Origin of the sequence: Micromonospora sp. DH14 (genome assembly GCF_029809455.1) — a bacterium.
In the GTDB taxonomy this organism is placed as follows: domain Bacteria; phylum Actinomycetota; class Actinomycetes; order Mycobacteriales; family Micromonosporaceae; genus Micromonospora; species Micromonospora parva.
The window spans coordinates 221,473-243,107 of record NZ_JARVKT010000009.1; the positions used below are offsets into that span (position 1 = coordinate 221,473).

Annotated in this window: 23 protein-coding genes and 1 pseudogene; 13 read left to right on the forward strand and 11 right to left on the reverse strand. The window is 72.5% G+C overall.

Going from position 1 to position 21,635, the window contains the following annotated elements; translation table 11 throughout:
- The first annotated feature begins 158 nt into the window (after positions 1 to 158).
- A complete protein-coding gene (locus QCZ28_RS15005; RefSeq protein WP_279517235.1) occupies positions 159 to 821 on the forward strand; it encodes a GNAT family N-acetyltransferase in 663 nt (220 codons plus the stop codon).
- A 240-nt stretch (positions 822 to 1,061) separates the two neighbouring features.
- On the opposite strand, the gene QCZ28_RS15010 is transcribed toward QCZ28_RS15005, so the two are convergent.
- Positions 1,062 to 2,516, reverse strand: coding sequence for a glycoside hydrolase family 3 N-terminal domain-containing protein (locus QCZ28_RS15010; protein ID WP_279517236.1), 1,455 nt, complete (start codon positions 2,514 to 2,516; stop codon positions 1,062 to 1,064).
- Positions 2,517 to 2,685: 169 nt separating this feature from the next.
- Here QCZ28_RS15010 and QCZ28_RS15015 point away from each other — a divergent pair, with 169 nt between their 5' ends.
- Positions 2,686 to 3,861, forward strand: a complete 1,176-nt coding sequence (locus tag QCZ28_RS15015) for an ROK family transcriptional regulator (RefSeq protein WP_279517237.1) — start codon at positions 2,686 to 2,688, stop codon at positions 3,859 to 3,861.
- Between the two features lie 126 nt (positions 3,862 to 3,987).
- On the opposite strand, the gene QCZ28_RS15020 is transcribed toward QCZ28_RS15015, so the two are convergent.
- Positions 3,988 to 4,998 (reverse strand): ABC transporter permease subunit, encoded by a 1,011-nt coding sequence (locus QCZ28_RS15020; protein ID WP_279517238.1) that lies wholly within the window; start codon positions 4,996 to 4,998, stop codon positions 3,988 to 3,990.
- Positions 4,995 to 5,993: an ATP-binding cassette domain-containing protein gene (locus tag QCZ28_RS15025; protein WP_279517239.1), complete on the reverse strand. Its 999-nt coding sequence runs from the start codon at positions 5,991 to 5,993 to the stop codon at positions 4,995 to 4,997. Before QCZ28_RS15025 ends, QCZ28_RS15020 begins: the two co-directional genes overlap by 4 nt.
- Positions 5,994 to 6,124: 131 nt before the next feature.
- Between QCZ28_RS15025 and QCZ28_RS15030 the strand changes: the two genes are divergently transcribed.
- Entirely contained in the window at positions 6,125 to 6,967 is an 843-nt protein-coding gene (locus QCZ28_RS15030; RefSeq protein ID WP_279517240.1) for an ABC transporter ATP-binding protein, read from the forward strand.
- A 23-nt stretch (positions 6,968 to 6,990) separates the two neighbouring features.
- Positions 6,991 to 7,887, forward strand: a complete 897-nt coding sequence (locus QCZ28_RS15035) for a ribokinase (RefSeq protein WP_279517241.1) — start codon at positions 6,991 to 6,993, stop codon at positions 7,885 to 7,887.
- Positions 7,888 to 8,014: 127 nt separating this feature from the next.
- Here the strand turns inward: QCZ28_RS15035 and QCZ28_RS15040 are convergent, their stop codons facing one another.
- From QCZ28_RS15040 to QCZ28_RS15050, 3 genes and pseudogenes are all read right to left on the reverse strand, one after another.
- Positions 8,015 to 8,743, reverse strand: a complete 729-nt coding sequence (locus QCZ28_RS15040) for a hypothetical protein (RefSeq protein WP_279517242.1) — start codon at positions 8,741 to 8,743, stop codon at positions 8,015 to 8,017.
- 64 nt (positions 8,744 to 8,807) lie between these two features.
- Positions 8,808 to 9,287, reverse strand: coding sequence for a DUF6232 family protein (locus tag QCZ28_RS15045; RefSeq protein WP_030331106.1), 480 nt, complete (start codon positions 9,285 to 9,287; stop codon positions 8,808 to 8,810).
- A gap of 278 nt (positions 9,288 to 9,565) precedes the next feature.
- Positions 9,566 to 10,106: pseudogene (locus QCZ28_RS15050) on the reverse strand (DUF6232 family protein); the annotation flags it as partial.
- A gap of 98 nt (positions 10,107 to 10,204) precedes the next feature.
- Here QCZ28_RS15050 and QCZ28_RS15055 point away from each other — a divergent pair.
- Positions 10,205 to 10,978 (forward strand): enoyl-CoA hydratase-related protein, encoded by a 774-nt coding sequence (locus QCZ28_RS15055; RefSeq protein WP_210857847.1) that lies wholly within the window; start codon positions 10,205 to 10,207, stop codon positions 10,976 to 10,978.
- Positions 10,979 to 11,060: 82 nt separating this feature from the next.
- Positions 11,061 to 12,683, forward strand: coding sequence for an acetolactate synthase (locus QCZ28_RS15060; protein ID WP_279517243.1), 1,623 nt, complete (start codon positions 11,061 to 11,063; stop codon positions 12,681 to 12,683).
- Positions 12,684 to 12,734: 51 nt separating this feature from the next.
- Here QCZ28_RS15060 and QCZ28_RS15065 read toward each other — a convergent pair whose 3' ends face one another.
- Genes QCZ28_RS15065 through QCZ28_RS15075 form a run of 3 tightly spaced genes read right to left on the reverse strand, consistent with a single transcriptional unit; the run spans position 12,735 to position 13,873 of the window.
- Entirely contained in the window at positions 12,735 to 13,151 is a 417-nt protein-coding gene (locus QCZ28_RS15065; RefSeq protein WP_279517244.1) for a PLD nuclease N-terminal domain-containing protein, read from the reverse strand.
- A 27-nt stretch (positions 13,152 to 13,178) separates the two neighbouring features.
- The gene (locus tag QCZ28_RS15070) at positions 13,179 to 13,484 is read right to left on the reverse strand and encodes a DUF202 domain-containing protein (RefSeq protein WP_279517245.1); all 306 of its coding nucleotides are present in this window, start codon (positions 13,482 to 13,484) and stop codon (positions 13,179 to 13,181) included.
- Positions 13,481 to 13,873: a DUF202 domain-containing protein gene (locus QCZ28_RS15075; RefSeq protein WP_030331099.1), complete on the reverse strand. Its 393-nt coding sequence runs from the start codon at positions 13,871 to 13,873 to the stop codon at positions 13,481 to 13,483. The genes QCZ28_RS15070 and QCZ28_RS15075 overlap by 4 nt, the downstream gene beginning before the upstream one ends.
- Before the next feature lie 42 nt (positions 13,874 to 13,915).
- On the opposite strand from QCZ28_RS15075, the gene QCZ28_RS15080 reads away from it, so the two are divergent.
- From QCZ28_RS15080 to QCZ28_RS15095, 4 genes are all read left to right on the forward strand, one after another.
- A complete protein-coding gene (locus QCZ28_RS15080) occupies positions 13,916 to 14,713 on the forward strand; it encodes a GNAT family N-acetyltransferase (RefSeq protein ID WP_279517246.1) in 798 nt (265 codons plus the stop codon).
- Positions 14,710 to 15,123: a hypothetical protein gene (locus QCZ28_RS15085; RefSeq protein ID WP_279517247.1), complete on the forward strand. Its 414-nt coding sequence runs from the start codon at positions 14,710 to 14,712 to the stop codon at positions 15,121 to 15,123. Before QCZ28_RS15080 ends, QCZ28_RS15085 begins: the two co-directional genes overlap by 4 nt.
- A 187-nt stretch (positions 15,124 to 15,310) precedes the next feature.
- Positions 15,311 to 16,090, forward strand: a complete 780-nt coding sequence (locus QCZ28_RS15090) for an electron transfer flavoprotein subunit beta/FixA family protein (RefSeq protein WP_030331093.1) — start codon at positions 15,311 to 15,313, stop codon at positions 16,088 to 16,090.
- Positions 16,091 to 16,105: 15 nt separating this feature from the next.
- Complete coding sequence (locus QCZ28_RS15095) at positions 16,106 to 17,065, forward strand: electron transfer flavoprotein subunit alpha/FixB family protein (protein ID WP_279517248.1); 960 nt, start codon at positions 16,106 to 16,108, stop codon at positions 17,063 to 17,065.
- A 95-nt stretch (positions 17,066 to 17,160) separates the two neighbouring features.
- Here QCZ28_RS15095 and QCZ28_RS15100 read toward each other — a convergent pair whose 3' ends face one another.
- Positions 17,161 to 17,958: an anti-sigma factor gene (locus QCZ28_RS15100; protein WP_279517249.1), complete on the reverse strand. Its 798-nt coding sequence runs from the start codon at positions 17,956 to 17,958 to the stop codon at positions 17,161 to 17,163.
- Complete coding sequence (locus QCZ28_RS15105; RefSeq protein ID WP_279517250.1) at positions 17,912 to 18,514, reverse strand: sigma-70 family RNA polymerase sigma factor; 603 nt, start codon at positions 18,512 to 18,514, stop codon at positions 17,912 to 17,914. Before QCZ28_RS15105 ends, QCZ28_RS15100 begins: the two co-directional genes overlap by 47 nt.
- Positions 18,515 to 18,744: 230 nt before the next feature.
- Between QCZ28_RS15105 and QCZ28_RS15110 the strand changes: the two genes are divergently transcribed.
- The 3 genes from QCZ28_RS15110 to QCZ28_RS15120 all read left to right on the forward strand — a co-directional run bounded on the left by QCZ28_RS15110 (position 18,745) and on the right by QCZ28_RS15120 (position 21,512).
- Positions 18,745 to 19,575, forward strand: a complete 831-nt coding sequence (locus QCZ28_RS15110) for a DUF4397 domain-containing protein (RefSeq protein WP_279517251.1) — start codon at positions 18,745 to 18,747, stop codon at positions 19,573 to 19,575.
- Complete coding sequence (locus QCZ28_RS15115; RefSeq protein WP_279517252.1) at positions 19,572 to 20,231, forward strand: class F sortase; 660 nt, start codon at positions 19,572 to 19,574, stop codon at positions 20,229 to 20,231. Before QCZ28_RS15110 ends, QCZ28_RS15115 begins: the two co-directional genes overlap by 4 nt.
- Before the next feature lie 105 nt (positions 20,232 to 20,336).
- Complete coding sequence (locus QCZ28_RS15120; RefSeq protein ID WP_279517253.1) at positions 20,337 to 21,512, forward strand: cysteine desulfurase family protein; 1,176 nt, start codon at positions 20,337 to 20,339, stop codon at positions 21,510 to 21,512.
- Positions 21,513 to 21,635: the final 123 nt, after the last annotated feature.

Genomic DNA, 21,635 nt, shown 5'->3' on the forward strand with positions numbered 1-21,635 from the left:
CCAAAGAAAGGTGTCCAGATATGGAAATACATATGACGGTCGATCTGTGCCACTGGTTCCCGTACCCCTTGCCCACTCGGCTCTGACGTATCCTGCGCCCGGCCCTGCCGTCCGGCGTACGGTGATCCACGACGGGTCGGGTGACCGGGGAGGTGCGCATGCTCGACCGGCGACTTCACCTGCACCTGGCCAGCTGGCTCGGCCAGTGGCCGGCCGGGCCGGGGTTGCACGTGGTCGCCTCGCAGCGACGGGCCAAACCGGCCTGGGACGGCCGACTGCGCCCCGCGCTCGCCGTGGACACCGGGCGCAGCACCGTGCTCTCCGTGGCACCGGACCGCGTGGCCGCGATCCGCGCGCTGGCCCGCCGTACGCCGAACCGCCTGCTCGCCGCGCTGCCGGAGGCCGTCGGCCGGCCCGAATTCTGCGTACACGACGGCCCCTTCCGGTGGAGCGTGGCCCCCGCGCCGCTGCCCGATGTGGGGGAGTGGACCGAACCGACAGCTGCCGGGCTGCCGCCCTGGCTCCGGCTCTTCGACCGGCCGGTGCTCGTGGTTCGTGCCCCGGACGGCGCCTACCTGGCCGGTGCCGGGATCAAACGACACGACGCGTACGGGCACGAGTTGGCAGTTGGCACCGTGCCGGCAGCCCAGGGGCGCGGCCTCGCCCGTCGTCTGGTGGCCCAGGCGGCACGGCGGGTGCTCGACGAGGGTGCGGTGCCCACCTACCTGCACGAGCGGGACAATCATGCCTCGGCCCGGGTGGCCGAAGCGGCCGGGTTCCCGGACCGGGGCTGGCGCGCGTACGGGGTCTACCCGCGCTGAGCCGGCATTGGGCGCGGACCGTGGATCCCGGGCCGGATCCACGGTCCGCAACCTCCCCCCAGGCCCCGGTTCCGGGTGTAACGGCCGCCGCAGTGGGCGAGCCGCTACGTGTCGATCACGCTACGTATCTAACCCGCTCGGGGCAAGGCTGAAGCTGTCGGTTCGGAGTGTCGAAAAGTGGACTTGACCTGCGGCTGGTCCGGAGGTCGGACCAAATTGCTCAGTGACGTAGCGTGCAGGTCAACCGGCCAGGCCGAGCGCCTCGGCGGCGGCGCGACCGTTGGCGTGACTCGCTCCGTAGGTGGTGACGAAGGCGCGGACGCCCGCTGGCCGCCACTGCGCCGGCCAGCCCATCTCCACCACTGTCACCGGGTGCTGGGCGGCCAGGTCGGCGATCAGCTCCGGGCCGCCGGGCAGCCGGTGCAGGTGTCGCCCGACCAGCACGATGGGACGGTCGCCGGCCAACCCGCGCAGCGTGGCCGGGTCGGTCTCGGTGGCGATCACCCGGATCTCCGGCACCCCGTCCAGGTGTGGACCGAGGCCCCACGGCACCCGACCCTCGGCAATCGTCGACTCGGTGTGCAGTTGCACGACCAGTGGCTGGTCCAGGCCGGTGAGCAGGCCGTCCACCCGGACCGCCCGGCGCGCCGCCGCGTACCCCAGATCGGCGTCCTCGATCGCCGGCGACCCGCTGGCGGCCCCGGTCCAGGCGGCGAGATCGGCGGCGCGACCGGCGGCCTCCTCGACCCGCGCCCTCGCGAGCCGGCCGTCGGCGAGCGCGTCGACGATCTCGGCGGCCACCCGTTCGACCAGCTCGGCGTCGACCCGCGCGCCGATGCAGAGCAGGTCGGCGCCCGCGCTCAGCGCCCGGACCGCGGCCGGCCCGACGCCGCCGGCGGCCACCGCGGCCCCCTTCATCTCCAGCGCGTCGGTGATGACGGTGCCGGTGAAGCCGTACTCGGTGCGCAGCAGGTCGACCAGGACGGCGCGGCTGAAGGTGGCCGGGTCGGCGCCGGTGAGCGCCGGCACCCGGATGTGCGCGGTCATCACGGCGCGCGCGCCGGCGGCGACGACGGCCGCGAACGGCGGTAGGTCCCGCTGGCGGAGCAGGCTCAGCGCCGCGTCCACGGTGGGCAGCTCGTGGTGGGAGTCCTTGACGGTGGCGCCGTGCCCGGGGAAGTGTTTGGCGCAGGCGGCCACGCCGGCGGCCTGCAACCCGGTCACGGCGGCGGCCGAGTGGGCGGCCACCCGCACCGGATCCGCGCCGAAGGACCGGGTGCCGATGACCGGGTTGTCGTCGGCGGTGTTGACGTCGACGGTGGGGGCGAGGTTGACGGTGATGCCGAGCGCGGCCAGTTCGGCGCCGATCGACTGGTAGACCCGCCGGGTGAGGGCCACGTCGCCGATCGCACCGAGGGCGGCGTTGCCGGGGTACGGGCTGCCGGTGGCGTGCGCCAGCCGGGTCACGTCACCGCCCTCCTCGTCGATGGCGATCAGCGCGTCCGGCCGACCGGCGCGCAGCGCGGCGGTGCTCGCCGCCACCTGGGCGGGGTCGTGCACGTTGGTGCCGAACAGGGTGTGCCCGGCCAGGCCGTCGGCCAGCAGGTCGACCGCCCAGTCCGGCGGGACCGGTCCCGGGTACGCGGCGAGGAGCGTGCCCAGCGCCAGCCGGCGCAGTCCTGGATCCAACCCCACGTGATCTTCCCCCTTCGGTGTCCCGCGGGTACGAAACGTCGTACCGGTGGTGGTCCTGGCCCTGCCGACTTGGCCGAGCGTCCCACCGCCGGGTGGCCGTTACGCTACGGCTACCCGTTCGCAGGTCGGTTTACAGTTAGCAAAGTTTACTAAAACTAGAGGACGTGTCATGAGTGCGACCCGGCTGCCCGGCACCCCCCGCCTGTTGCGGGCGCTCAACGACCGTGCCGCACTGGAGCTGCTCCTTGAGCGCGGCCCGCTGACCAGGGCCCGACTCGGCGAGCTGACCGGGCTGTCGAAGGTCACCGCCTCGCAGCTGGTCGAGCGGCTGGAGGAGCGCGGCCTCGTCGCGCGGGTCGGCGAGCAGGCCGGCGGGCGCGGGCCGAACGCCCAGCTCTACGCGGTCCGCCCGGGCAGCGCGCACGTGGTCGGCGTGGACGTCGGGCCGGACCGGGTGGTGGCCGCGTGCGCCGACATCACCGGTGCCGTCATCGGCCGGGTGGAACAGTCGACCCGGGACACCGACGACCCGGTGGGCGTGGTGCACAACGCCGTCGTGCAGGCGGCGAGCAGCGCCCAGGCGCAGCTGAGCAGCGTACGACGCATCGTGCTCGGCACGCCGGGCCTGGTCGACCCCGGCACCGGCGACATCACCTTCGCCTTCAACCTGCCCCGCTGGCACAGCGGCCTGCTCGCCGCGCTGCGGGACGACCTGCACACGCCGGTGGTCTTCGAGAACGACGTCAACCTGGCCGCGGTGGCCGAGGCGCAGTCCGGCGCCGCCCGGGGGCTGGCGGACTTCGTGCTGGTCTGGGTGGGTGCCGGCGTCGGCCTGGCGATCATGCTGGGCGGGCGGTTGCACCACGGCAGCAGCGGTGCGGCCGGCGAGATCGGCTACCTGCCGGTGCCCGGCGCGCCCATCCCGCGTGATGTCTCCCGGCGCGCCAAGCCGGCCTTCCAGCAGCTGGTCGGCGCGGACTCGGTGCGCGCGGTTGCCGCTGAACACGGCTACCCGGACGCCGACGCCGCCGAGGCGGTCCGCGCGGCCGTCGCGGCCGGCACCGACGGCGGCCCGATGCTCGACGAGCTGGCCCGCCGGCTCGCGCTCGGCGTGGCCAGCACCTGCGTGGTGCTGGACCCACCGCTCGTCGTGCTCGCCGGCGAGGTGGGCCAGGCCGGTGGGGCGGCCCTCGCCGACCGGGTGCAGCAGGAGGTCGCGGCGATCACCCTGGTCCAGCCGCGGGTGGTGCCGACCGGGCTGACCGAGGAGCCGATCCTCCAGGGCGCGCTGCGCACCGCCCTGGACGCGGTGCGCGACGAGGTGTTCGGCTCCACCGTCGGCTGAGCCCGCTGCGGCGGTCATGTGAAGGAATACTTCACCGCGGCTCGGTGAGTCGCAAGCCCTTGCCGCCTACCGGCCCGCCCCGGTGCGACGGGCCGCCCATCACGGGACGGGCGGCCCGGTGCGGCGTCAGATCAGGTCGCGGCGACGGAACACGGCGAACGCCAGCACGGTCAGCCCGCCGGTCAACGCGACCAGCACCAGCAGCGCCGGGCCCCAGGTCAGGGTGTAGAGGCCCGAGCAGTAGCCGGTGCCGGCGGTGGCGGCACAGAGCTGCGGGTCGAAGAACCGTGACTCGCCGCTGAGCCACGCCCCGATGTAGCTGGAGAGCATCAGTCGGTCCGGCCGCCGGGCGTCGATGATCTGCAGCACCAGACGGCCGCCCAACTCCCACACCACCGCGTACGCCGCCACCGCACCCAGCGCCGCCGACGTGTGCCGGCCCAGCGTGGCGATCGCGAAGCCCAGCGCGGAGGCCAGCAACACCAGCACCATGCCCCGGCCGTGCAGCGCACCGAGCGAACGCCAGAAGTCACCGTCCAGCCGGCCCGGCAACCCGGCGCTCTGCCCGATCACCCAGAACGTGGCGAGGTAGGCCGCCGACGCCAGCAGGGACAGGGCCAGCACCGCGCCCAGCAGGGTGCCCAACTTGGCCGCGAGCACCGTCAACCGACGCGGTCTCCAGAGCAGGAGATTCACCACACCGCCCGAGTTCAGATCCGCGCCGATGTAGGAGGCGCCGACCAGGAACCCGAACAGCACCAGGAACGCGATCAGGAAATAGAGCAGCGACTCGGCCTGCTCGGCGAAGCTGAACACCCCCGGCAGGAAGTCGGCGGCGATCGGCAGCCGTTCCTGGCGAACCGGGTCGAGATCCGCGCAGTCGGCGAAGTACTCGCTCGTGTCGGTCGGCGACCTTTCCTGCTGGCGGGCCAGGCACTCCTGGTGCGTGGTCTCCATGCTCCGACGCGCGTCGACGGCCTGTTGCCGCGCCGAGTTCAGTTCACTGGCGGTCGGCTTGTGCGAGCCAGCCAGCGTGGTCGCCGCCGTGACGGCGAACGCGAAGACCAACAGGACGACCATGAGCTGCACGAAGCGGCGCGCGGACAGCCGCTCCAACTCGGCACGAACCAGGTTCACGCGTCCACTCCCCGATCGAGGTCGATAACAGCGCCGTCGCGCGGCGGCGACGAGTCGTCGACCTGCCGCGGCACCGACGGATGCCCGAACGCGCCCGTCAGCTCCAGGAAGACGCTCTCCAGATCCGGCCGCAGCGGCGTCAGTTCGCCCACCCACAGCCCCTGCTCGCCGAGTGCCCGGCTGACCACCGTCGGGTCACCGACCCCGCTCACCACCAGCGCCTCGCCGTCGACGACCGCCGTCAGGCCGGCCGCGTGCAGCAGCTCGACGGCCCGCTCCGGCTCGGCCACCCGCACCAGGTACTCATGCCGGTCGTGACCCGCCAGCACCTCGTCCACCCGGCCGGCCGCCACCCGGCGTCCCCGCGAAATGATCGTGACGTGGTCGCAGATCAGCTGGATCTCGCCCAGGATGTGACTGGACACCAGCACTGTCACACCGTTGGCCGCCAGCGACCGCATCAGGTCCCGCATCTCCCGGATGCCCGCCGGGTCCAGCCCGTTCGCCGGCTCGTCCAGGATGAGCAACCGCGGGTCCTTCAACAGTGCGGACGCCACCGCCAGGCGCTGCTTCATGCCCAGCGAGTAGCTCTTCACCCGATCATCGCCCCGGTCGTGCAGACCCACCAGATCCAGCACCTGGTCCACCCGCGAGACCGGCACCCCGCCGGCCCGGGCCAACAGCCGCAGCGTGCGGTGACCGGTGAAGTTGCCGAAGAACTGCGGGCTCTCCACGATGGCCCCGACCTGGCCCGCCACCCGGGGCAGCAGCTCCGGCGACGGTTCACCCAACACGGTCATCCGCCCGCTGTCGGCGCGTACCAGCCCGAGCAGGGCGCGCAGGGTGGTGGTCTTGCCCGAGCCGTTGGGGCCCAGGAACCCGTGCACCTGGCCCGCCTCCACCAGCAGGTCGAAGCCGTCCACCGCCACCCGTCGGCCGTTGCGCAGGCTGTGGAAGGTCTTGCGCAGACCCTCGATCTCGATGACCGCGCTCATCCGCGTGGCTCCCAACGTCGACGGGGCATGGGCCGTCCTTCAGACTGGGTGATCAACGACACGGTGCCTCACCCTATGGCCGAGGCGCCGCCCATGGGGGGCACTCCGGCGCTGCGTGGTTGGATGGTGTGGTGACTGGTGACCTGATCCCCGGCGCTGCCGGTGCCGCGCCTGCCGCCGCTCTCGTGGACCCGGATCTGGTGGTCAGCCTCGACGGCGTCGGCGTACGCCGCTCTGGCACCGCCCTCCTGCAGGACCTGAGCTGGCGTGTCGAACTGGACGAGCGGTGGGTGGTGCTCGGCTCCAACGGCGCGGGTAAGACCACTCTGCTCAACCTCGCCGCCGGCCGGCTGCACCCCACCACGGGTGTCGCGCACGTGCTCGGCGAGCGGATCGGCCGCACCGACGTCAACGAGCTGCGTACCCGGATCGGGCTCACCACCGCCGCGGTCGCCGAGCGACTGCCCGCCGACGAGCGGGTCAGCGACGTGGTGGTGACCGCCGCCTGGTCGGTGGTCGGCCGCTGGCGGGAGAACTACGACCGCGGCGACGAGGCGCGGGCGCGGTCACTGCTGAGTCAACTCGGCGTCGGCGGCCTCGCCGAACGCCGCTACGGCACCCTCTCCGAGGGCGAGCGCAAGCGGGTGCAGATCGCCCGGGCCCTGATGACCGACCCGGAGCTGCTGCTGCTCGACGAGCCCGCCGCCGGGCTCGACCTGGGCGGTCGGGAAGACCTGGTCGCGCGGCTGGCCGAGCTGGCGTACGACCCGGACGCCCCGGCGATGGTGCTGGTCACCCATCATGTCGAGGAGATCCCGCCCGGGTTCACCCACGCGCTGCTGCTGCGCGAGGGCGGGGTGGTCGCCCAGGGCCTGCTCGCCGACACGCTGACCGGTGACAACCTGTCCAAGACCTTCGGGCTGCCGCTGGTGGTCGAGCGGTCCGGCGACCGCTTCACGGCCCGCGCCGCCTGAGCGCCGGACCGGCGGAGACGATCGTGCCGCAGACCCGGGTCGCCGTGGTGGGCAGCGCCAACATGGACCTGGTCGCGATGGCACCCGCGCTGCCGCGACCGGGCGAGACCATGCTCGGCACCGACTTCGTGATGGTGCCCGGCGGCAAGGGTGCCAACCAGGCGGTGGCCGCGGTCCGGGCCGGCGCCTCCTGTGCCTTCCTCGGCGCGATCGGCTCGGACGCCTTCGGTGTCACCCTCAAGGCCCGCATCACCGCTGCCGGCGTGGACACCAGTCAGCTGCGCGTGGTCTACGGCGCCTCCGGGGTGGCGCTGGTGTTGGTCAACGCCCAGGGGGAGAACGCCATCGTGGTCACCCCGGGCGCCAACGACGCCCTGCTCGGTCTCACCGAGGAGGAGCTGGCCACGGTGCGCGCGGCGGACGTCCTCGTCGCCCAACTGGAGATCCCGGTGCAGACCGTGACCGCCGCCGCGGTGGCCGCCCGCGACGCCGGCACCACTGTCATCCTGAACGCCGCCCCCGCGCGGGACCTCCCGCCCGAGCTGCTCGCCGCGGTGGACCTGCTGGTCGTCAACGAGGGCGAGGCGCAGGCGCTCGCCGGTCGTGGCCGGGAGGAGCCCCGGGCGCTGCTCGACCTGACCCCCCGGGCCGTGCTCACTCTCGGCGGTGCGGGCGCCTGGTACGTCGACCGGGACGGCACCGAGGTGCACGTGCCGGCGGTACCCGTCGACGTGATCGACTCCACCGCCGCCGGTGACGCGTTCACCGCCGCGCTGGCCGTCGGCTGGGGCGAGGGGCGGGACGTGGTCGACGCGGTGCGCTGGGCATCGGCGGCCGGCGCCGCGTGCGTCCGCAAGCTCGGCGCGTCGGTGGCGCTACCGCAACGCGCCGAGATCGACGAGCTGTACGCGTCGACCTGACCGCGTCGCTCGCCCGCTGCGCCGGCCTGGCCGCGTCGGCGCGTCAGGCCCACTGGCCCGCGCCGGTGCGGAAGGCCCGACGGTACGCCGTCGGTGAGGTCAGCATGGACCGACCGAAGTGGTGGGCTCAGCCGGCGGGCTCGTCGGCGAGCTTCTCGCCGCGTCGGCGCAGCATGCCCAGCCCGGGGATGCCGGCCACGGCGAGCTTCAGGTCGCGGGTGACATCGAGCAGGTCGTGCAGGTCGGGCCCGACCCGGTCCAGGGTGGCCAGTATCGGCAGGATGTCGGCCGTCAGGTGCTCCTTGAGCTTGGGCAGCTCGTCGATCAGATGGATCGCCGCGGTGATCTCCTCGTGACTGAGCTGCTCGACGAAGCGCTCGGTCATCGGTGCGGCCCGGCGCAACGCCGGCTCGTACGCCGCCATCAGCTCGGCCGCCGTGGCGGCGGCCTCCGCCGCGGTGCCCACGGTGACGGCGGCCCGGCCGGCCACCCCGTCGGCCCTGGCGACCACGGTGGCGGCGGTCCGGGAGAGCCGGTCGGCGTCGGCGACCACGTCTGCGGCGGCGGTGGCCACGGTGGTGGCGGTGTCGATGGCGGTGGTCGCGGCGGCGCTGATGACGGCCACCTCACGGACCGCCGCCTCGGCGTCGGTGAGCACCTGGTCGGTCCGGTCCAGGGTCATCTCGATGCGGTCGACCACGCCGTTGATCCGGGCCAGCAGAGCTTCCACCCCGTCCAGCACCGCGAACGCACGGGTGGGCACGGCGGCGAACGAGGCGGCCGAGCCGAGTGCCTGGTCGAGAGCGGAGCGGGTCAGGCCGACCACGGCGGACGGGGTGGGGAGGGGAATCGCCATGGGATCAAGTGTGCGTCGGCCGCACCACAACCGCCCGACGAGCCTGGCCGGCGGCGGGTGGTCGTCAATGGTCGCCCTGCTGTTCGACGGCACGCTGCACGGCTCGGTAGATCTGCCCGAACCGTAGTGCGTCCGGGGTGCGCACCAGCAGGTCCTCCCGGCCGTGGTGCTGCACCCACAGTTCGTGCACGTGGCTGCCGCGCTCGTAGGAGCGGTCCAGCCAGCCCAACGGGATCTCCAGGAACGGCAGCAACGCCAGCGCCCCCACCGCGCAGGCGGCGAGGATGATCAGCGCGAGCTGCCAGTTGCCCCGGTCCTGTGCCGACCAGGCCAGTGACAGCACGCAGACCACGGCGACCAGCGGCGGCAGCGAGAGCAGCAGGACCAGAACACCGCGACCCAGCACCCGGCCGCGTACGGCCAGGGTTTTCTGCCCCCGGGCGTGCCAGACGAACGTCACGTCGGACAGGGCGATCACGTGACCGCCGGCCCGGATCGACTCGGAGGTCACCTGCACCGCGTCGTCCCGGTAATAGAGGGTCATCACTAAGCCTAACCACCGACGGGCAACCCTCGCCTCGTCCGTCCCATCCTGAGCGCGCCGGGAACGCGGGGTGGTGCGGTCGTCCTTTGGAGCTGAATCGCCTACGACATCAGGGCGGTGTCCCGCCCCCGAGAACCCCGGTCGAAGCGGCGTCCCCCGCCTGATTCGTTTACGACATCAACTCCAAAGGCTCCCGCAGCGGCACCATCCCGCGCTGACCCCGCCGGGTCGGTGACGGATCGACCATGCGCCCGCTGACGGTCGGCCAGCGCGCTCCCCGAAGTGGTCGGCGCGAAGGCGGGCCCTGCTCGATCAGGCGGTGTCGGAGATCGGGCCCTCCTAGCGGCGGATGCCGGGGCGGGCCGGTTGGCTGTGCTCGACCGCGCGCTGCACCGCCCGGTAGATCTGCCCGAAGCGCAGCGCGTCACCGGTGCGCAGCAGCCGCACCGGCTGACCTCGCCAGCGGGCCCAGATCTCCAGTTGCCGGCTGCCCCGGGCGTAGGAGCGGTCCAGGTGTTCGAAGAGGAAGTCGGCGACCGGCCCCACCGCCAACCCGACCAGCACCGACGCGCCGACGATCGCGATCGTCACTGTGGGTGAGCGGTGCAACCAGACGGCCACGCCGATGCCGAGCACCGCCGCGACCAGTGGGCCGGCGAGAGCGGCGCCGATGGCACCCCGCCCCACCAGCACGCGCCAGGAGCGGGTGCCACGGCGATGCCAGATCATGGTGATGTCGGCCAGCGCGTAACTGCGACCGTCGACGCGGACGCCGGTGGAGGTGACCTGCACCGATCTGTCGTCGTAGTACGTGACCATCGTTGAACTCCCGCCCACGGGGCTGACACCACACTACTTACCCAAACGACCCGGGTCGTAAGGTTGGCACGCGACTTCGACGAGGAAGTGAGGGCAGCGTGGGCGAGTTCGTTCGGCTGGAGACCACTGACGGCATCGGCACGATCCGGCTGGAGCGGCCGCCGATGAACGCGCTCAACACGCAGGTGCAGGAGGAGTTGCGCGCCGCCGCCACGGCCGCCACCGCCGACCCCGAGGTCCGCGCCGTCATCGTGTACGGCGGGGAGAAGGTCTTCGCCGCCGGCGCGGACATCAAGCAGATGGCCGAGATGTCCTACGTGGACATGGCCGAGCGGGCCGCGAACCTGTCCAGCGCCCTCGGCGCGATCGCCCGGATCCCCAAGCCGGTGGTCGCCGCGATCACCGGGTACGCCCTCGGTGGCGGCTGTGAGCTGGCGTTGGCCTGTGACTGGCGGGTCGTCGCCGAGGACGCCAAGCTCGGCCAGCCGGAGATCAAGCTGGGCATCATCCCGGGGGCGGGCGGCACCCAGCGCCTGGCCCGCCTGGTCGGCCCGGCCCGCGCCAAGGACCTGATCATGTCGGGGCGGATGGTGGACGCGCAGGAGGCGCTGCGGATCGGCCTGGCCGACCGGGTCGTCCCGGCCGCCGAGGTGTACGACACGGCCGTCGCACTGATCACCCCGTACCTGACCGGGCCGGTGCAGGCGCTGCGCGCCGCGAAGCTGGCTGTCGACGGCGGCCTGGACATGGATCTGAACTCGGGCCTGGCCTGGGAGAGTCAGCTGTTCGCGGCGCTGTTCGCCACCGACGACCGGCGGGAGGGCATGGCGGCCTTCGTCGAGAAGCGCAAGCCGGACTTCACCGGCCGCTGACGATTAGTCGAGAACGGTTCACATTGCTCCTACCGGCCAGTAGCGTGGGGCCTCGGTCACCAGGGACGAAGGGGAGCGGCGAATGACGGAGCGGATCGAGGGTCACGGCGGCGAGTTGGCGCTCGCGGCACTACGCGCGCACGGCGTACGGGAGATGTTCACGCTGTCCGGTGGGCACGTCTTCCCGCTCTACGACGCCGCGTACAAGACCGATTTCCCGATCTACGACGTCCGGCACGAGCAGTCAGCGGTCTTCGCCGCCGAGGCGGTGGCCAAGCTCCAGCGCCGCCCCGGTCTCGCCGTGCTCACCGCCGGGCCCGGTGTCACCAACGGCATCTCCGGCATGACCAGCGCCTTCTTCAACGCCTCACCGGTGCTGGTGCTCGGTGGCCGCGCGCCCGCGTTCCGCTGGGGCTCCGGCAGCCTCCAGGAGATGGACCACCTGCCGCTGGTCGCGCCGGTCACCAAGCACGCCGAGACGGTGTTCAGCACCGACGACATCCCGCGCGCCGTGGGCGCGGCGCTGCACGCCGCGCTCACCCCGCACCGCGGCCCGGCCTTCCTCGACTTTCCGCTGGAGACGGTCTTCTCGGTCGCCGACGTCGAACTGCCCACCGTGACGGGTGTCGACCCGATCGCGCCGGACCCGGAGGAGGTCGGCCGCGCCGCGCTGCTCATCGCCGGGGCGCAACGGCCGGTCATCATCGCCGGCTCCGACGTGTACGCGGGGGACGCCGTCGCCGCCCTGCGCGAGGCCGCCGAGGCGTTGCAGGTGCCGGTCTTCACCAACGGCATGGGTCGCGGTTCGCTGCCGCCCGAGCACCCGCTCGCCTTCGCCAAGGCCCGCCGGGCCGCGCTCTCCGGCGCCGACGTGGTCGTGGTGGTGGGTACCCCACTGGACTTTCGGCTCAGCTTCGGTGACTTCGGTGACGCCAAGGTGGTGCACATCGTCGACGCCCCCAGCCAGCGGGCGACGCACGTGCAGCCGGCCGTCGCCCCCGCCGGCGACCTGCGCCTGATCCTCTCCGCGCTGGCCGACCACAGCGGCGACCGGGCCGACCACACCGACTGGATCGCCGACCTGCGCGTCGCCGAGGACGCCGCGAAGGCGCGCGACGCCGCCGAGATGGCCGCCGAGACCGACCCGATCCGCCCCGCCCGGATCTACGGCGAGCTGCGTCGGGTGCTGGCCCCGGACGCGATCACCATCGGCGACGGCGGTGACTTCGTGTCGTACGCGGGCCGGTACCTGGAGCCGGCCCAGCCCGGCACCTGGCTGGACCCGGGCCCGTACGGCTGCCTCGGCACCGGCATGGGTTACGCGATGGGGGCCAGGGTCAGTCACCCGGACCGGCAGATCTGCGTGCTGATGGGCGACGGCGCGGCCGGCTTCTCGCTGATGGACGTCGAGTCGTTGGTCCGCCAGAAGCTGCCGGTGGTGATCGTCGTCGGCAACAACGGCATCTGGGGGCTGGAGAAGCACCCGATGCGGGCCATGTACGGCTACGACGTGGCCGCCGACCTCCAGCCGGAGCTGCGCTACGACACGGTGGTCAGCGCGCTCGGCGGAGCGGGGGAGACGGTCGCCAAGGCAGCCGACCTGGGCCCGGCGCTCCAGCGCGCGTTCGACTCCGGAGTGCCGTACCTGGTGAACGTGCTCACCGACCCGACCGACGCGTACCCCCGGTCGTCGAACCTGGCCTGAGTCGGACCCGCCGCCGCCGCCGTCGCTCCCGCGCCGGCGGCGGCGCCGCGTTCACACCTCCGGTCGGTCACCCTCACGCGGCGGCTCGCCGTCGCGACGGCGCAGGTCGTCCTCGCGCCGGCGCAGGTCTTCCTCCCAGCGGCGGAAGAGCTCCTGGTCCTGCTGCTGGGCGCGTTCCTCGACGGAGCGCAGGAACTCCGGGTCGTCGTCGGGGGCCACCGGTCGGGGGCGTTGCCGCTGGGCGCCGCCGGTGCCGCCCGGCCAGCCCGTGCGGGCACCGGGGTTGGGCGTGCGGCCGGCGATGAACCAGGCGATCGAGCCGACCAGCGGGAAGAACAAGATGATCAGCACCCACGCGATCCGGGGCAGGGCCCGGATCTGGCCCTCCTCGGCGGAGAGACAGCTGATCAGCGCGCAGACCGCGAGGACGATCTGCACCAGGAAGAGAAGTACGCCAAGCCGGGCCATGCACCCATCATGGCTCACCGGATCCCGTCACCACAGTCCGCGCAGCACCAGCAGCACTCCCAGTAACGCGAGCACCACTGTGCCCGCCGTGACCAGGGGAAGTGTCCGGCCGCCGGTGCGGGCCGGACCGGTGCCGGTGCCGCGCGGCCAGCAGAGCACCAGCAGGGCGCCCCACACCAGCACGGTCCCGCCGGCGAGCACCGCGCCGGCCGGGTCGCCGGTCGACGCCAACCGGACGGCGAGTGCGGTCACCACCGTCACAGTGAGCAGGGTGCGCCGCCAGGCCAGCCGGGTCCGCTCCGGTTGCAGCCCCGGGTCGCGTCCGGTGCTCACCGACCGCCGACCGCCCGCATCAGGACGGCGACCACCAGCAGTAACGCGCCGCCGCCGACGGCGAGGGCCAGGATGGCGGGGAACCGGGACGCGGGCAGCTCCTCACCGAGCCGGATGGCCCGTTCGGTACGCGCCCAGTGGTCCACCGCGCGGATCGCGACCGCCGCGCCGAGCAGCAGCAACGCCACCGCGATCACCTCGCGCAGGTGGCTCATCGGCAGGGTGGGCAGGAACTGGGCGGCGGCCAACCCGCCACCGACCAGCGCCAACCCGGTGCGCAGCCAGGCGAGGAAGGTCCGTTCGTTGGCCAGTGAGAAGCGGTAGTCGGGCGTCTCACCGACCGAGCCCAGCTCGGCCGGGTCGAACCAGCGCCTGATCACCTCCCACACAGTGGGAGAATATCCGCTTCCCTGCCGGCTTAGCCTGGGTCGGTGACTGATCTCGACGTACAGACCCTGCGCGACGCCTACGACAACCAACTCCGCCCGGAGATCCCCGACCCGGTTCCGGCCGGGGTGACGGTGGAGCGGGACGGGCCGTTGGTCCGGATCATCGGGCTCGACGCCGGTGGCTTCCTCACCTACCGCGATCTGGGCGGGTTGACCGGCGACGCGTTGGACGAGCTGATCTCCCGGCAGGTGCGGCTGTTCCGTGAGCGCGGCCAGTCGGTCGAGTGGAAACTCAACGAGCACGACGAACCGGCGGACCTGCCCGACCGCCTGCGGGCCGCCGGCTTCGTGCCGGAGGACCGGGAGACCGTCGTGGTCGGTCCGGTCGCGCCGCTGGCCGCCGCGTTGCCCGTCGTTCCCGAGGGGGTACGCCTGCGTGAGGTGACCGCCCGGGAGGACCTGGAGCGGATCGCCGCCATGGAGGAGGAGGTCTGGCAGGCGGACCGCTCGCACCTGGTGTGGGGGCTGGCCAAGGAGATCGACGCCGACCCGAACTCGATCACCGTGGTGGTGGCCGAGGCGGACGAGACGGTGGTGAGCGCCGGCTGGGTGCGGTTCCCGGCGAACACCGGTTTCGCCACGCTGTGGGGTGGCTCGACACTGGCGCAGTGGCGGCGCAAGGGCATCTACCGGGCGCTGGTCAACTACCGGGCGCGGCTGGCCGAGCAGCGGGGCCGGACGCTGATGCAGGTCGACTGTTCCGAGGACAGCCGGCCGATCCTCCAGCGGCTCGGCCTCGTCCCGGTCACCACCACCACCCCGTACGTCTACACTCCGTGATCATGGAGCAGCGGTTGACGGACGAGGAGCGGCTGACCCTCAAGACCGGTGCCTTCGGCGCCGTCTTCCTGGTCTCCAACGCCGACCCCGGTGTCCTGGGGGTGATCCGGGAGAGCATCGCCGCGTCCGGCGCGCTGGCCGACGCCAGTGGCACTGTCAAGGAGGCGCTGACCACCGGCCCGTTGCCGCGACTTCCCCGCGACTCGCAGCTGGAGATCGAGTCGGTGGTTCTGCCGGCGCTGGGGCGGGCGGTGCGGATTCTGCGCGACAAGTCCCCGCAGGACGTGGACGCGTACCGCGCGCTGGTTTTGGCCGCGGCGGACCGGGTGGCCCGGGCGCACGACGGGGTGGCCCCCACCGAGGCGGCGGCCATCGACCAGATCCGGGCCGCGTTGACCGAGCCAGCCTGATCGCCGGCCGGTCGGTGAGCTGTGTCACCCTGAGTGCTGCGGGGGCGCAACCTACTGGCAGGTAACATTGCGCCGTGGGCAACTGCACAGCCGCCCTCGGTTGACCTGGCGTCGACCGACGCGCGACGCTGCGCCCCAGACCGGGCGAGCGAATCGCAACACCACACAGGAGGGTCGTCGAAGCGCGATGAACATCGTCGTACTCGTCAAGCAGGTGCCTGATTCGGGCGCGGACCGCAACCTGCGCAATGACGACAACACCGTCGACCGCGGTTCGGCGAACAACGTGATCAACGAGATGGACGAGTACGCCATCGAGGAGGCCCTCAAGATCAAGGAGGCGCACGGCGGCGAGGTCACCATCCTGACCATGGGTCCGGACCGGGCGACCGAGTCGATCCGCAAGGCGCTCTCCATGGGCCCGGACAAGGCCGTGCACGTGCTGGACGACGCCCTGCACGGCTCGTGCGCCGTCGCCACCTCGAAGGTGCTCGCCGCCGCGCTCGGTCAGCTCGGCGCCGACCTGGTCATCTGCGGCGCCGAGTCCACCGACGGTCGGGTCCAGGTCATGCCGCACATGATCGCCGAGCGGCTGGGTGTCGCGGCGCTCACCGGTGCCCGCAAGCTCACCGTCGACGGCGCGACGCTGACCGTCGAGCGGCAGACCGAGGAGGGCTACGAGGTGGTCACCGCCTCCACCCCGGCCGTGGTCTCCGTCTGGGACACCATCAACGAGCCGCGCTACCCGTCCTTCAAGGGCATCATGGCCGCCAAGAAGAAGCCGGTGCAGACGCTCTCGCTGGCCGACCTCGGGGTCGCTGCCGACGAGGTGGGCTTCGACGGCGCCACCAGCGCCGTCGTCGAGCACAGCAAGCGCCCCCCGCGCTCCGGCGGCGCGAAGATCACTGATGAGGGCGAGGGCGGCGTCAAGCTGGTCGAGTTCCTCGCCACCGAGAAGTTCGTGTGAGAGGGGGGTTCTGACATGTCTGAGGTTCTCGTCGTCGTCGAAGCCACCAAGGAATTCGGCGTCAAGAAGGTCACCCTGGAAATGCTCACCCTCGCGCGTGAGCTGGGCACCCCGAGCGCCGTGGTGCTCGGCGGCGCCGGCGCCGCCGAGGCGCTGAGCGGCAAGCTGGGCGAGTACGGCGCGGAGAAGATCTACGCCGCCGAGGGTGACGAGATCGACGGCTACCTGGTGGCCCCCAAGGCGACGGTGCTGGCCGAGCTGGTCAAGCGGGTGCAACCGGCCGCCGTTCTGCTGGCCTCCGCCCAGGAGGGCAAGGAGATCGCCGCCCGGCTCGCCGTCAAGCTCGACAACGGCATCCTGACCGACGTGGTCGGCCTGGACGCCGACGGCACCGCGACGCAGGTCGCCTTCGCCGGCTCCACCATCGTCAAGTCCAAGGTCACCAAGGGCCTGCCGCTGGTCACCGTCCGGCCGAACTCGGTCACCCCCGCCCCGGCGGCGGCCACCCCGGCGATCGAGCAGCTCAGCGTGTCGGTCACCGACACCGACAAGCTGGCCACCGTCGTCGAGCGGGTCGCCGAGCAGAAGGGCTCCCGCCCCGAGTTGACCGAGGCCGGCGTGGTCGTCTCCGGCGGCCGGGGCGTCGGCAACGCCGACAACTTCAAGCTGGTCGAGGAGCTGGCCGACCTGCTCGGTGGCGCGGTCGGCGCGTCCCGGGCGGCCGTCGACTCCGGCTTCTACCCGCACCAGTTCCAGGTGGGCCAGACCGGCAAGACCGTCTCCCCGCAGCTCTACATCGCCCTCGGCATCTCCGGCGCCATCCAGCACCGGGCCGGCATGCAGACCTCGAAGACCATCGTCGCCGTCAACAAGGACGGCGAGGCGCCGATCTTCGAGCTGGCCGACTTCGGGGTGGTGGGCGACCTGTTCAAGATCGTCCCGCAGGCCGCGGAGGAGATCCGCAAGCGCAAGTAACCCAGCGACAACAGCAGTGGCCGCCCGTGCGCACGGGCGGCCACTGCCGTGTGGGGAGCTGATCGGCGGGCCGGGGAGCTGAGCCGGCCCGCCGATCAGCCCGTCAGGGTGCCCCTCAACAGGCTGTCGCCGGAGTGGCGGGTGTTGTTGTCGTACTGCTCGGCGGAGACGTCGACCACCGAGTAGCTCTTGAGGTCGACATTCGGCGGCAGGGGAAGCAGGGCATCCGAGCCGCCTCCCAGGGTGCCGACCGAGAACATCTCCATCGTCGTCGGATTGATGAGCCAGACCTCGTAGTACCCCGGGACGCTCGGGAGATTCGCCACATGCAGATGCAGTTGGCCGTCCTGGAGAACCCGCGCGTCACCGGTGGCCGCCGGGGGCGTCGCCCCGTACGCCGCCAGCGGCGCGCTCGCCACCACCGCCTGCGGCGGGGTCGGAGCCGGGTCGTCCGGGCGCAGCACGGAGGCCGTGCCCACCACACCGACCGCCGCGGCGGCGACCGCGGTCACCGCGACCGACGCCCAACGGGACCAGCCTCGGCCCCGGCGGGGTCGATCGGCCGGAGCCAGGCGGGTGACAGTGGCGGCGCTCGGCTCGGCCGTCGTGCCGTTCGGCTGCTCGGGCAGCACGTGCTGGCGCCGGGAGTCGGTGAGCGACGGCAGTGCCTCCGCCGCCCTCACCTCCGCAACGATGCCCTGCCAGATGTGCTCCGGCGGGTCGGGCAGGTCGTCGAGACCCTGCGTCTCCGCGCCGAGGCCGGCCACCTGCTGAAGCGTCTCCATCTCCCGCCGGCAGTGCGCGCAGCTGCCGAGGTGGGTGCTCTCGCCGTTGTCCGCCTCGCTCTCACCGAGCGCCAGAAAGACCAGCCGGTCGTGGTCCAGGTGCTGCACCGTCCACCTCCCATCTGCGTTTCAAGCTCGCCATACCGCGTCGGATGTGACTCTTCACGGTGCCCAACGGCACACCTGTCATCGCCGCTATCTGCTGGTGTGTCAGGTCGTCGTAGAACGCCAACTCCAGCATGCGTCGTTGGTCGTCCGGAAGTTGGGCCAGCTCGTCGGCGATGACCAGCCGGTCCACGACCCGGTCCGGGTCCGGGCCGGTCTGCGCCGGCTCGGGCAGTTGCCGGACCGTCTCCACGACCCGCGTCTCCCGGGCCGAGGCCCGCATCCGGTCGATCACCTTGCGCCGGCCGATGCCGAGCAGCCAGCCGATCAGCGACCCCTTGGCGGGATCGAAGGTGTCCCTTGCCAGCCAGGCGGCGACGAACGTCGCCTGGGTCACGTCCTCGGCGTCGGCGCGGTTGGCCAGCATGGTGGTGGCCAGGTGCAGCACGGCACGGCCATAACGGTCGTAGGCCTCGCGCAGCGCCGCTTCGTCGCCAGCACGGAACCGGAGGGCGGTGTCGTCCACCGGGGGGTCTGGATTCTCGGGGGGCGCCGTCATCAGGCCGCTCGCCTTCGATGGGGCATACCCGACTGTAGCCGCCACAGCCCCCGCCCCACTTTCCCGGTCGATGTCATCTCACCTGCTCTTCGTCCGCCGACCCGGAAGCGGATGCGGGTGACGCCGGAAAAGAAAAGTTCGTCCGGGGCGCATCCGTCCGTCGCGGAGCCGGCGTAACCCGTTCTGCAAGCCAGGCCTGACGAATCAGCAGTAATCACCAGGAGGCAGACATGCAGCTCTCGTACTTCCGTCGGGTCGCCGCGGGCGGCGCCGTCGCCGCGCTGGCCTTCGCCGGCGTCGGCGCGTTCACCGCCACCCCCGCGTACGCCGCCACGTCGAAGGTCTCCGTCGTGCACGGCATCCCGGACACCCCCGTCGACGTCTACGTCAACGGCGAGAAGACGCTCGACAACTTCAAGCCCGGCGACGTCGCCGGCCCGCTGAACCTGGAGGAGGGCGACTACGACATCGCGCTCACCAAGCCGGGCGAGCCGATCGGCAGCGCGATCCTCACTGTCGACAACGCCGCGGTGCCGGGCGGGGCGAACATCAGCATCGCCGCGCACCTCGACGCCGCCGGCCAGCCGAAGATCACCCCGTTCGTGAACGACGTCTCGAAGGTCGACGCCGGCAAGGCCCGGCTGATCGTCCGGCACACCGCCGCCGCCCCGGCGGTCGACGTCCGCGCCGGTGGCACCCCGGTCTTCGAGGACCTCACCAACCCGAACGAGGCCAAGGGCGACGTCGACGCGGGCAACGTAAAGGCGGACGTGGTGCTGGCCGGCACCGACACCGTGGCCATCGGCCCGGCCGACCTCAACCTCAAGGAGGGCACCGCCACGATCGTCTACGCGATCGGCTCCGCCGAGGGCAAGACCCTCGACGTGGTGGCGCAGACCATCACCGGTCTGCACTCCTCCCCGGGTGGCGTGCCCAGCGGTGACGGCGGCCAGGCCGGCACCGGCGTGAACACCTGGTGGTACGCGCTGACCGGTGCCGGCGTACTCCTGCTGCTCGGTGGTGGGGTGCGGATGGCCACCGCGCGGACCGGCCGCAAGTGACGGTGCGCAACCGCGGCGCGCTGGCGGCCCTGGCCGCCGGCGTTGCCGCGCTCACCGTGGCCACTCTGGTGGCGTGCGGCTCCCAGCCGGCCGAGGACGTGGGCGCCGACGAGGCGGCCCAGCTCGCCACCGCCACCCCGTCGGCCGCCGGCACCGGGGGCCCCTCGGTCCCGGTGACCACCGGGGAGCTGCCGGCCGCAGCGGAGACCGTCAAGCCGGTCCGGCTGGCGATCCCGGCGATCGACGTCAAGGCCACGATCAACGCGGTGGGCATCAACAAGCGGACCAACGAGTTCGAGGTGCCGCCGAGCGTCGACGAGATCGGCTGGTACCGGTACGGCCCCGGCCTGGAGGCGGACGCCGGCTCGATCGTCATCGCCGGTCACGTGGACAGCGCCCAGCAGGGCAAGGGCGCGTTCTTCCGGCTGCGGGAACTCGACCAGGGCGACACCCTGACCGCGACCGGCAGCGACGGCAAGGCCCGCGAGTACCGGGTCGTGGCCCGGGAGGAGTACGACAAGACCAAGATTCCGTTGGACCGCTACTTCGCCCGGGACGGCAAGCCGCGGCTGACCCTGATCACCTGTGGTGGGCCGTTCGACGCGAAGGCCCGCAAGTACCGCGACAACATCGTCGTCACCGCGGTGCCCGCCTGAGCGGGTACCCAGGCGACCGGCCGGGGTGGGATCCCACCCCGGCCGTTGCGCGGGAGGCCCCTCCGGCCTCCGCGTCCCGACCACACGGCCGTAGGCTGAACGGTGATGGCTTACCTGGATCACGCGGCGACGACTCCGATGCTCGACGAGGCACTGGAGGCGTACGTCGCCACCGCCCGCGAGGTCGGCAACGCGTCCTCCCTGCACGCGGCGGGTCGCCGTGCCCGCCGCCGGGTCGAGGAGTCCCGCGAGCGGGTCGCCGCCGTTCTCGGTGCCCGGCCGTCCGAAGTGATCTTCACGGGTGGCGGGACGGAGAGCGACAACCTGGCGGTCAAGGGCATCTTCTGGGCCCGCCGGGACGCCTCCCCGGACCGTCGCCGGGTGGTCTCCAGCGCCGTCGAGCACCACGCCGTGCTGGACGCGGTCGACTGGATCGTCGAGCACGAGGGCGCCGAGGTCGGCCTGCTGCCGGTGGACGACGCCGGGCGACTGCACCCGGAGACCCTGCGTGCCGAGCTGGCCGCGTACGCCGACCGCGTCGCCGTGGTCACCGCCATGTGGGCGAACAACGAGGTGGGCACGGTCCAGCCGGTGACCGAGCTGGCCGCCGTGGCCGCCGAGCACGGTGTGCCGTTCCACACCGACGCCATCCAGGCGGTCGGTCAGGTGCCCGTCGACTTCGCCGCCAGCGGGGTCGCCGCGCTGACCGTCACCGGTCACAAGCTGGGCGGCCCGACCGGCGTGGGTGCTCTCCTGCTCGCCCGGGACGTACCGGCGACGCCGCTGCTGCACGGTGGGGGTCAGGAGCGCGACATCCGTTCCGGCACGCTGGACACGGCCGGCATCGTCGCCTTCGCCGTCGCCGTGGAGGCGGCGGTGAAGGGCCAGCAGGAGTACGCGGCCCGGGTCGCCGCGCTCCGCGACGACCTGATCGAACGGGTCCGTCGGGCGGTGCCCGAGGTGATCTACAACGGCGATCCGGCCGACCGGCTGCCCGGCAACGCGCACTTCTCCTTCCCTGGCTGCGAGGGCGACGCCCTGCTGCTGCTGCTCGACGCGCAGGGCATCGCCTGCTCGACGGGCTCGGCCTGCTCCGCCGGGGTGGCCCAGCCCTCGCACGTGCTGCTCGCGATGGGCGCCGACGACGACCGCGCCCGCTCCTCGCTGCGCTTCACCCTGGGCCACACGAGCACCCAGGCCGACATCGACGCCCTCATCGCGGCCCTCCCGGCGGCAGTCGACCGAGCCCGCCGAGCCGCCGCCCTCCGCACCCCCCGCTAACAGTGAGGATGTACGAGAGAGTCCTCCCGGTCCGGTCTGACCCGCCCTCTAACTGACTTCGGGTCTTGAACGGGATCTGTCGGCCGTGGCCGGGAGGACTGCTCGTGCACTCACCTGACGTGG

Coding starts and splice junctions, on each gene's coding strand:
- QCZ28_RS15005 (WP_279517235.1), top strand. CDS start 159: ATGCTCGACCGGCGACTTCACCTGCACCTGGCCAGCTGGCTCGGCCAG.
- QCZ28_RS15015 (WP_279517237.1), top strand. CDS start 2,686: ATGAGTGCGACCCGGCTGCCCGGCACCCCCCGCCTGTTGCGGGCGCTC.
- QCZ28_RS15025 (WP_279517239.1), bottom strand. CDS start 5,993: ATGAGCGCGGTCATCGAGATCGAGGGTCTGCGCAAGACCTTCCACAGC.
- QCZ28_RS15040 (WP_279517242.1), bottom strand. CDS start 8,743: ATGGCGATTCCCCTCCCCACCCCGTCCGCCGTGGTCGGCCTGACCCGC.
- QCZ28_RS15045 (WP_030331106.1), bottom strand. CDS start 9,287: ATGACCCTCTATTACCGGGACGACGCGGTGCAGGTGACCTCCGAGTCG.
- QCZ28_RS15060 (WP_279517243.1), top strand. CDS start 11,061: ATGACGGAGCGGATCGAGGGTCACGGCGGCGAGTTGGCGCTCGCGGCA.
- QCZ28_RS15065 (WP_279517244.1), bottom strand. CDS start 13,151: ATGGCCCGGCTTGGCGTACTTCTCTTCCTGGTGCAGATCGTCCTCGCG.
- QCZ28_RS15090 (WP_030331093.1), top strand. CDS start 15,311: ATGAACATCGTCGTACTCGTCAAGCAGGTGCCTGATTCGGGCGCGGAC.
- QCZ28_RS15095 (WP_279517248.1), top strand. CDS start 16,106: ATGTCTGAGGTTCTCGTCGTCGTCGAAGCCACCAAGGAATTCGGCGTC.
- QCZ28_RS15105 (WP_279517250.1), bottom strand. CDS start 18,514: ATGACGGCGCCCCCCGAGAATCCAGACCCCCCGGTGGACGACACCGCC.
- QCZ28_RS15110 (WP_279517251.1), top strand. CDS start 18,745: ATGCAGCTCTCGTACTTCCGTCGGGTCGCCGCGGGCGGCGCCGTCGCC.
- QCZ28_RS15120 (WP_279517253.1), top strand. CDS start 20,337: ATGGCTTACCTGGATCACGCGGCGACGACTCCGATGCTCGACGAGGCA.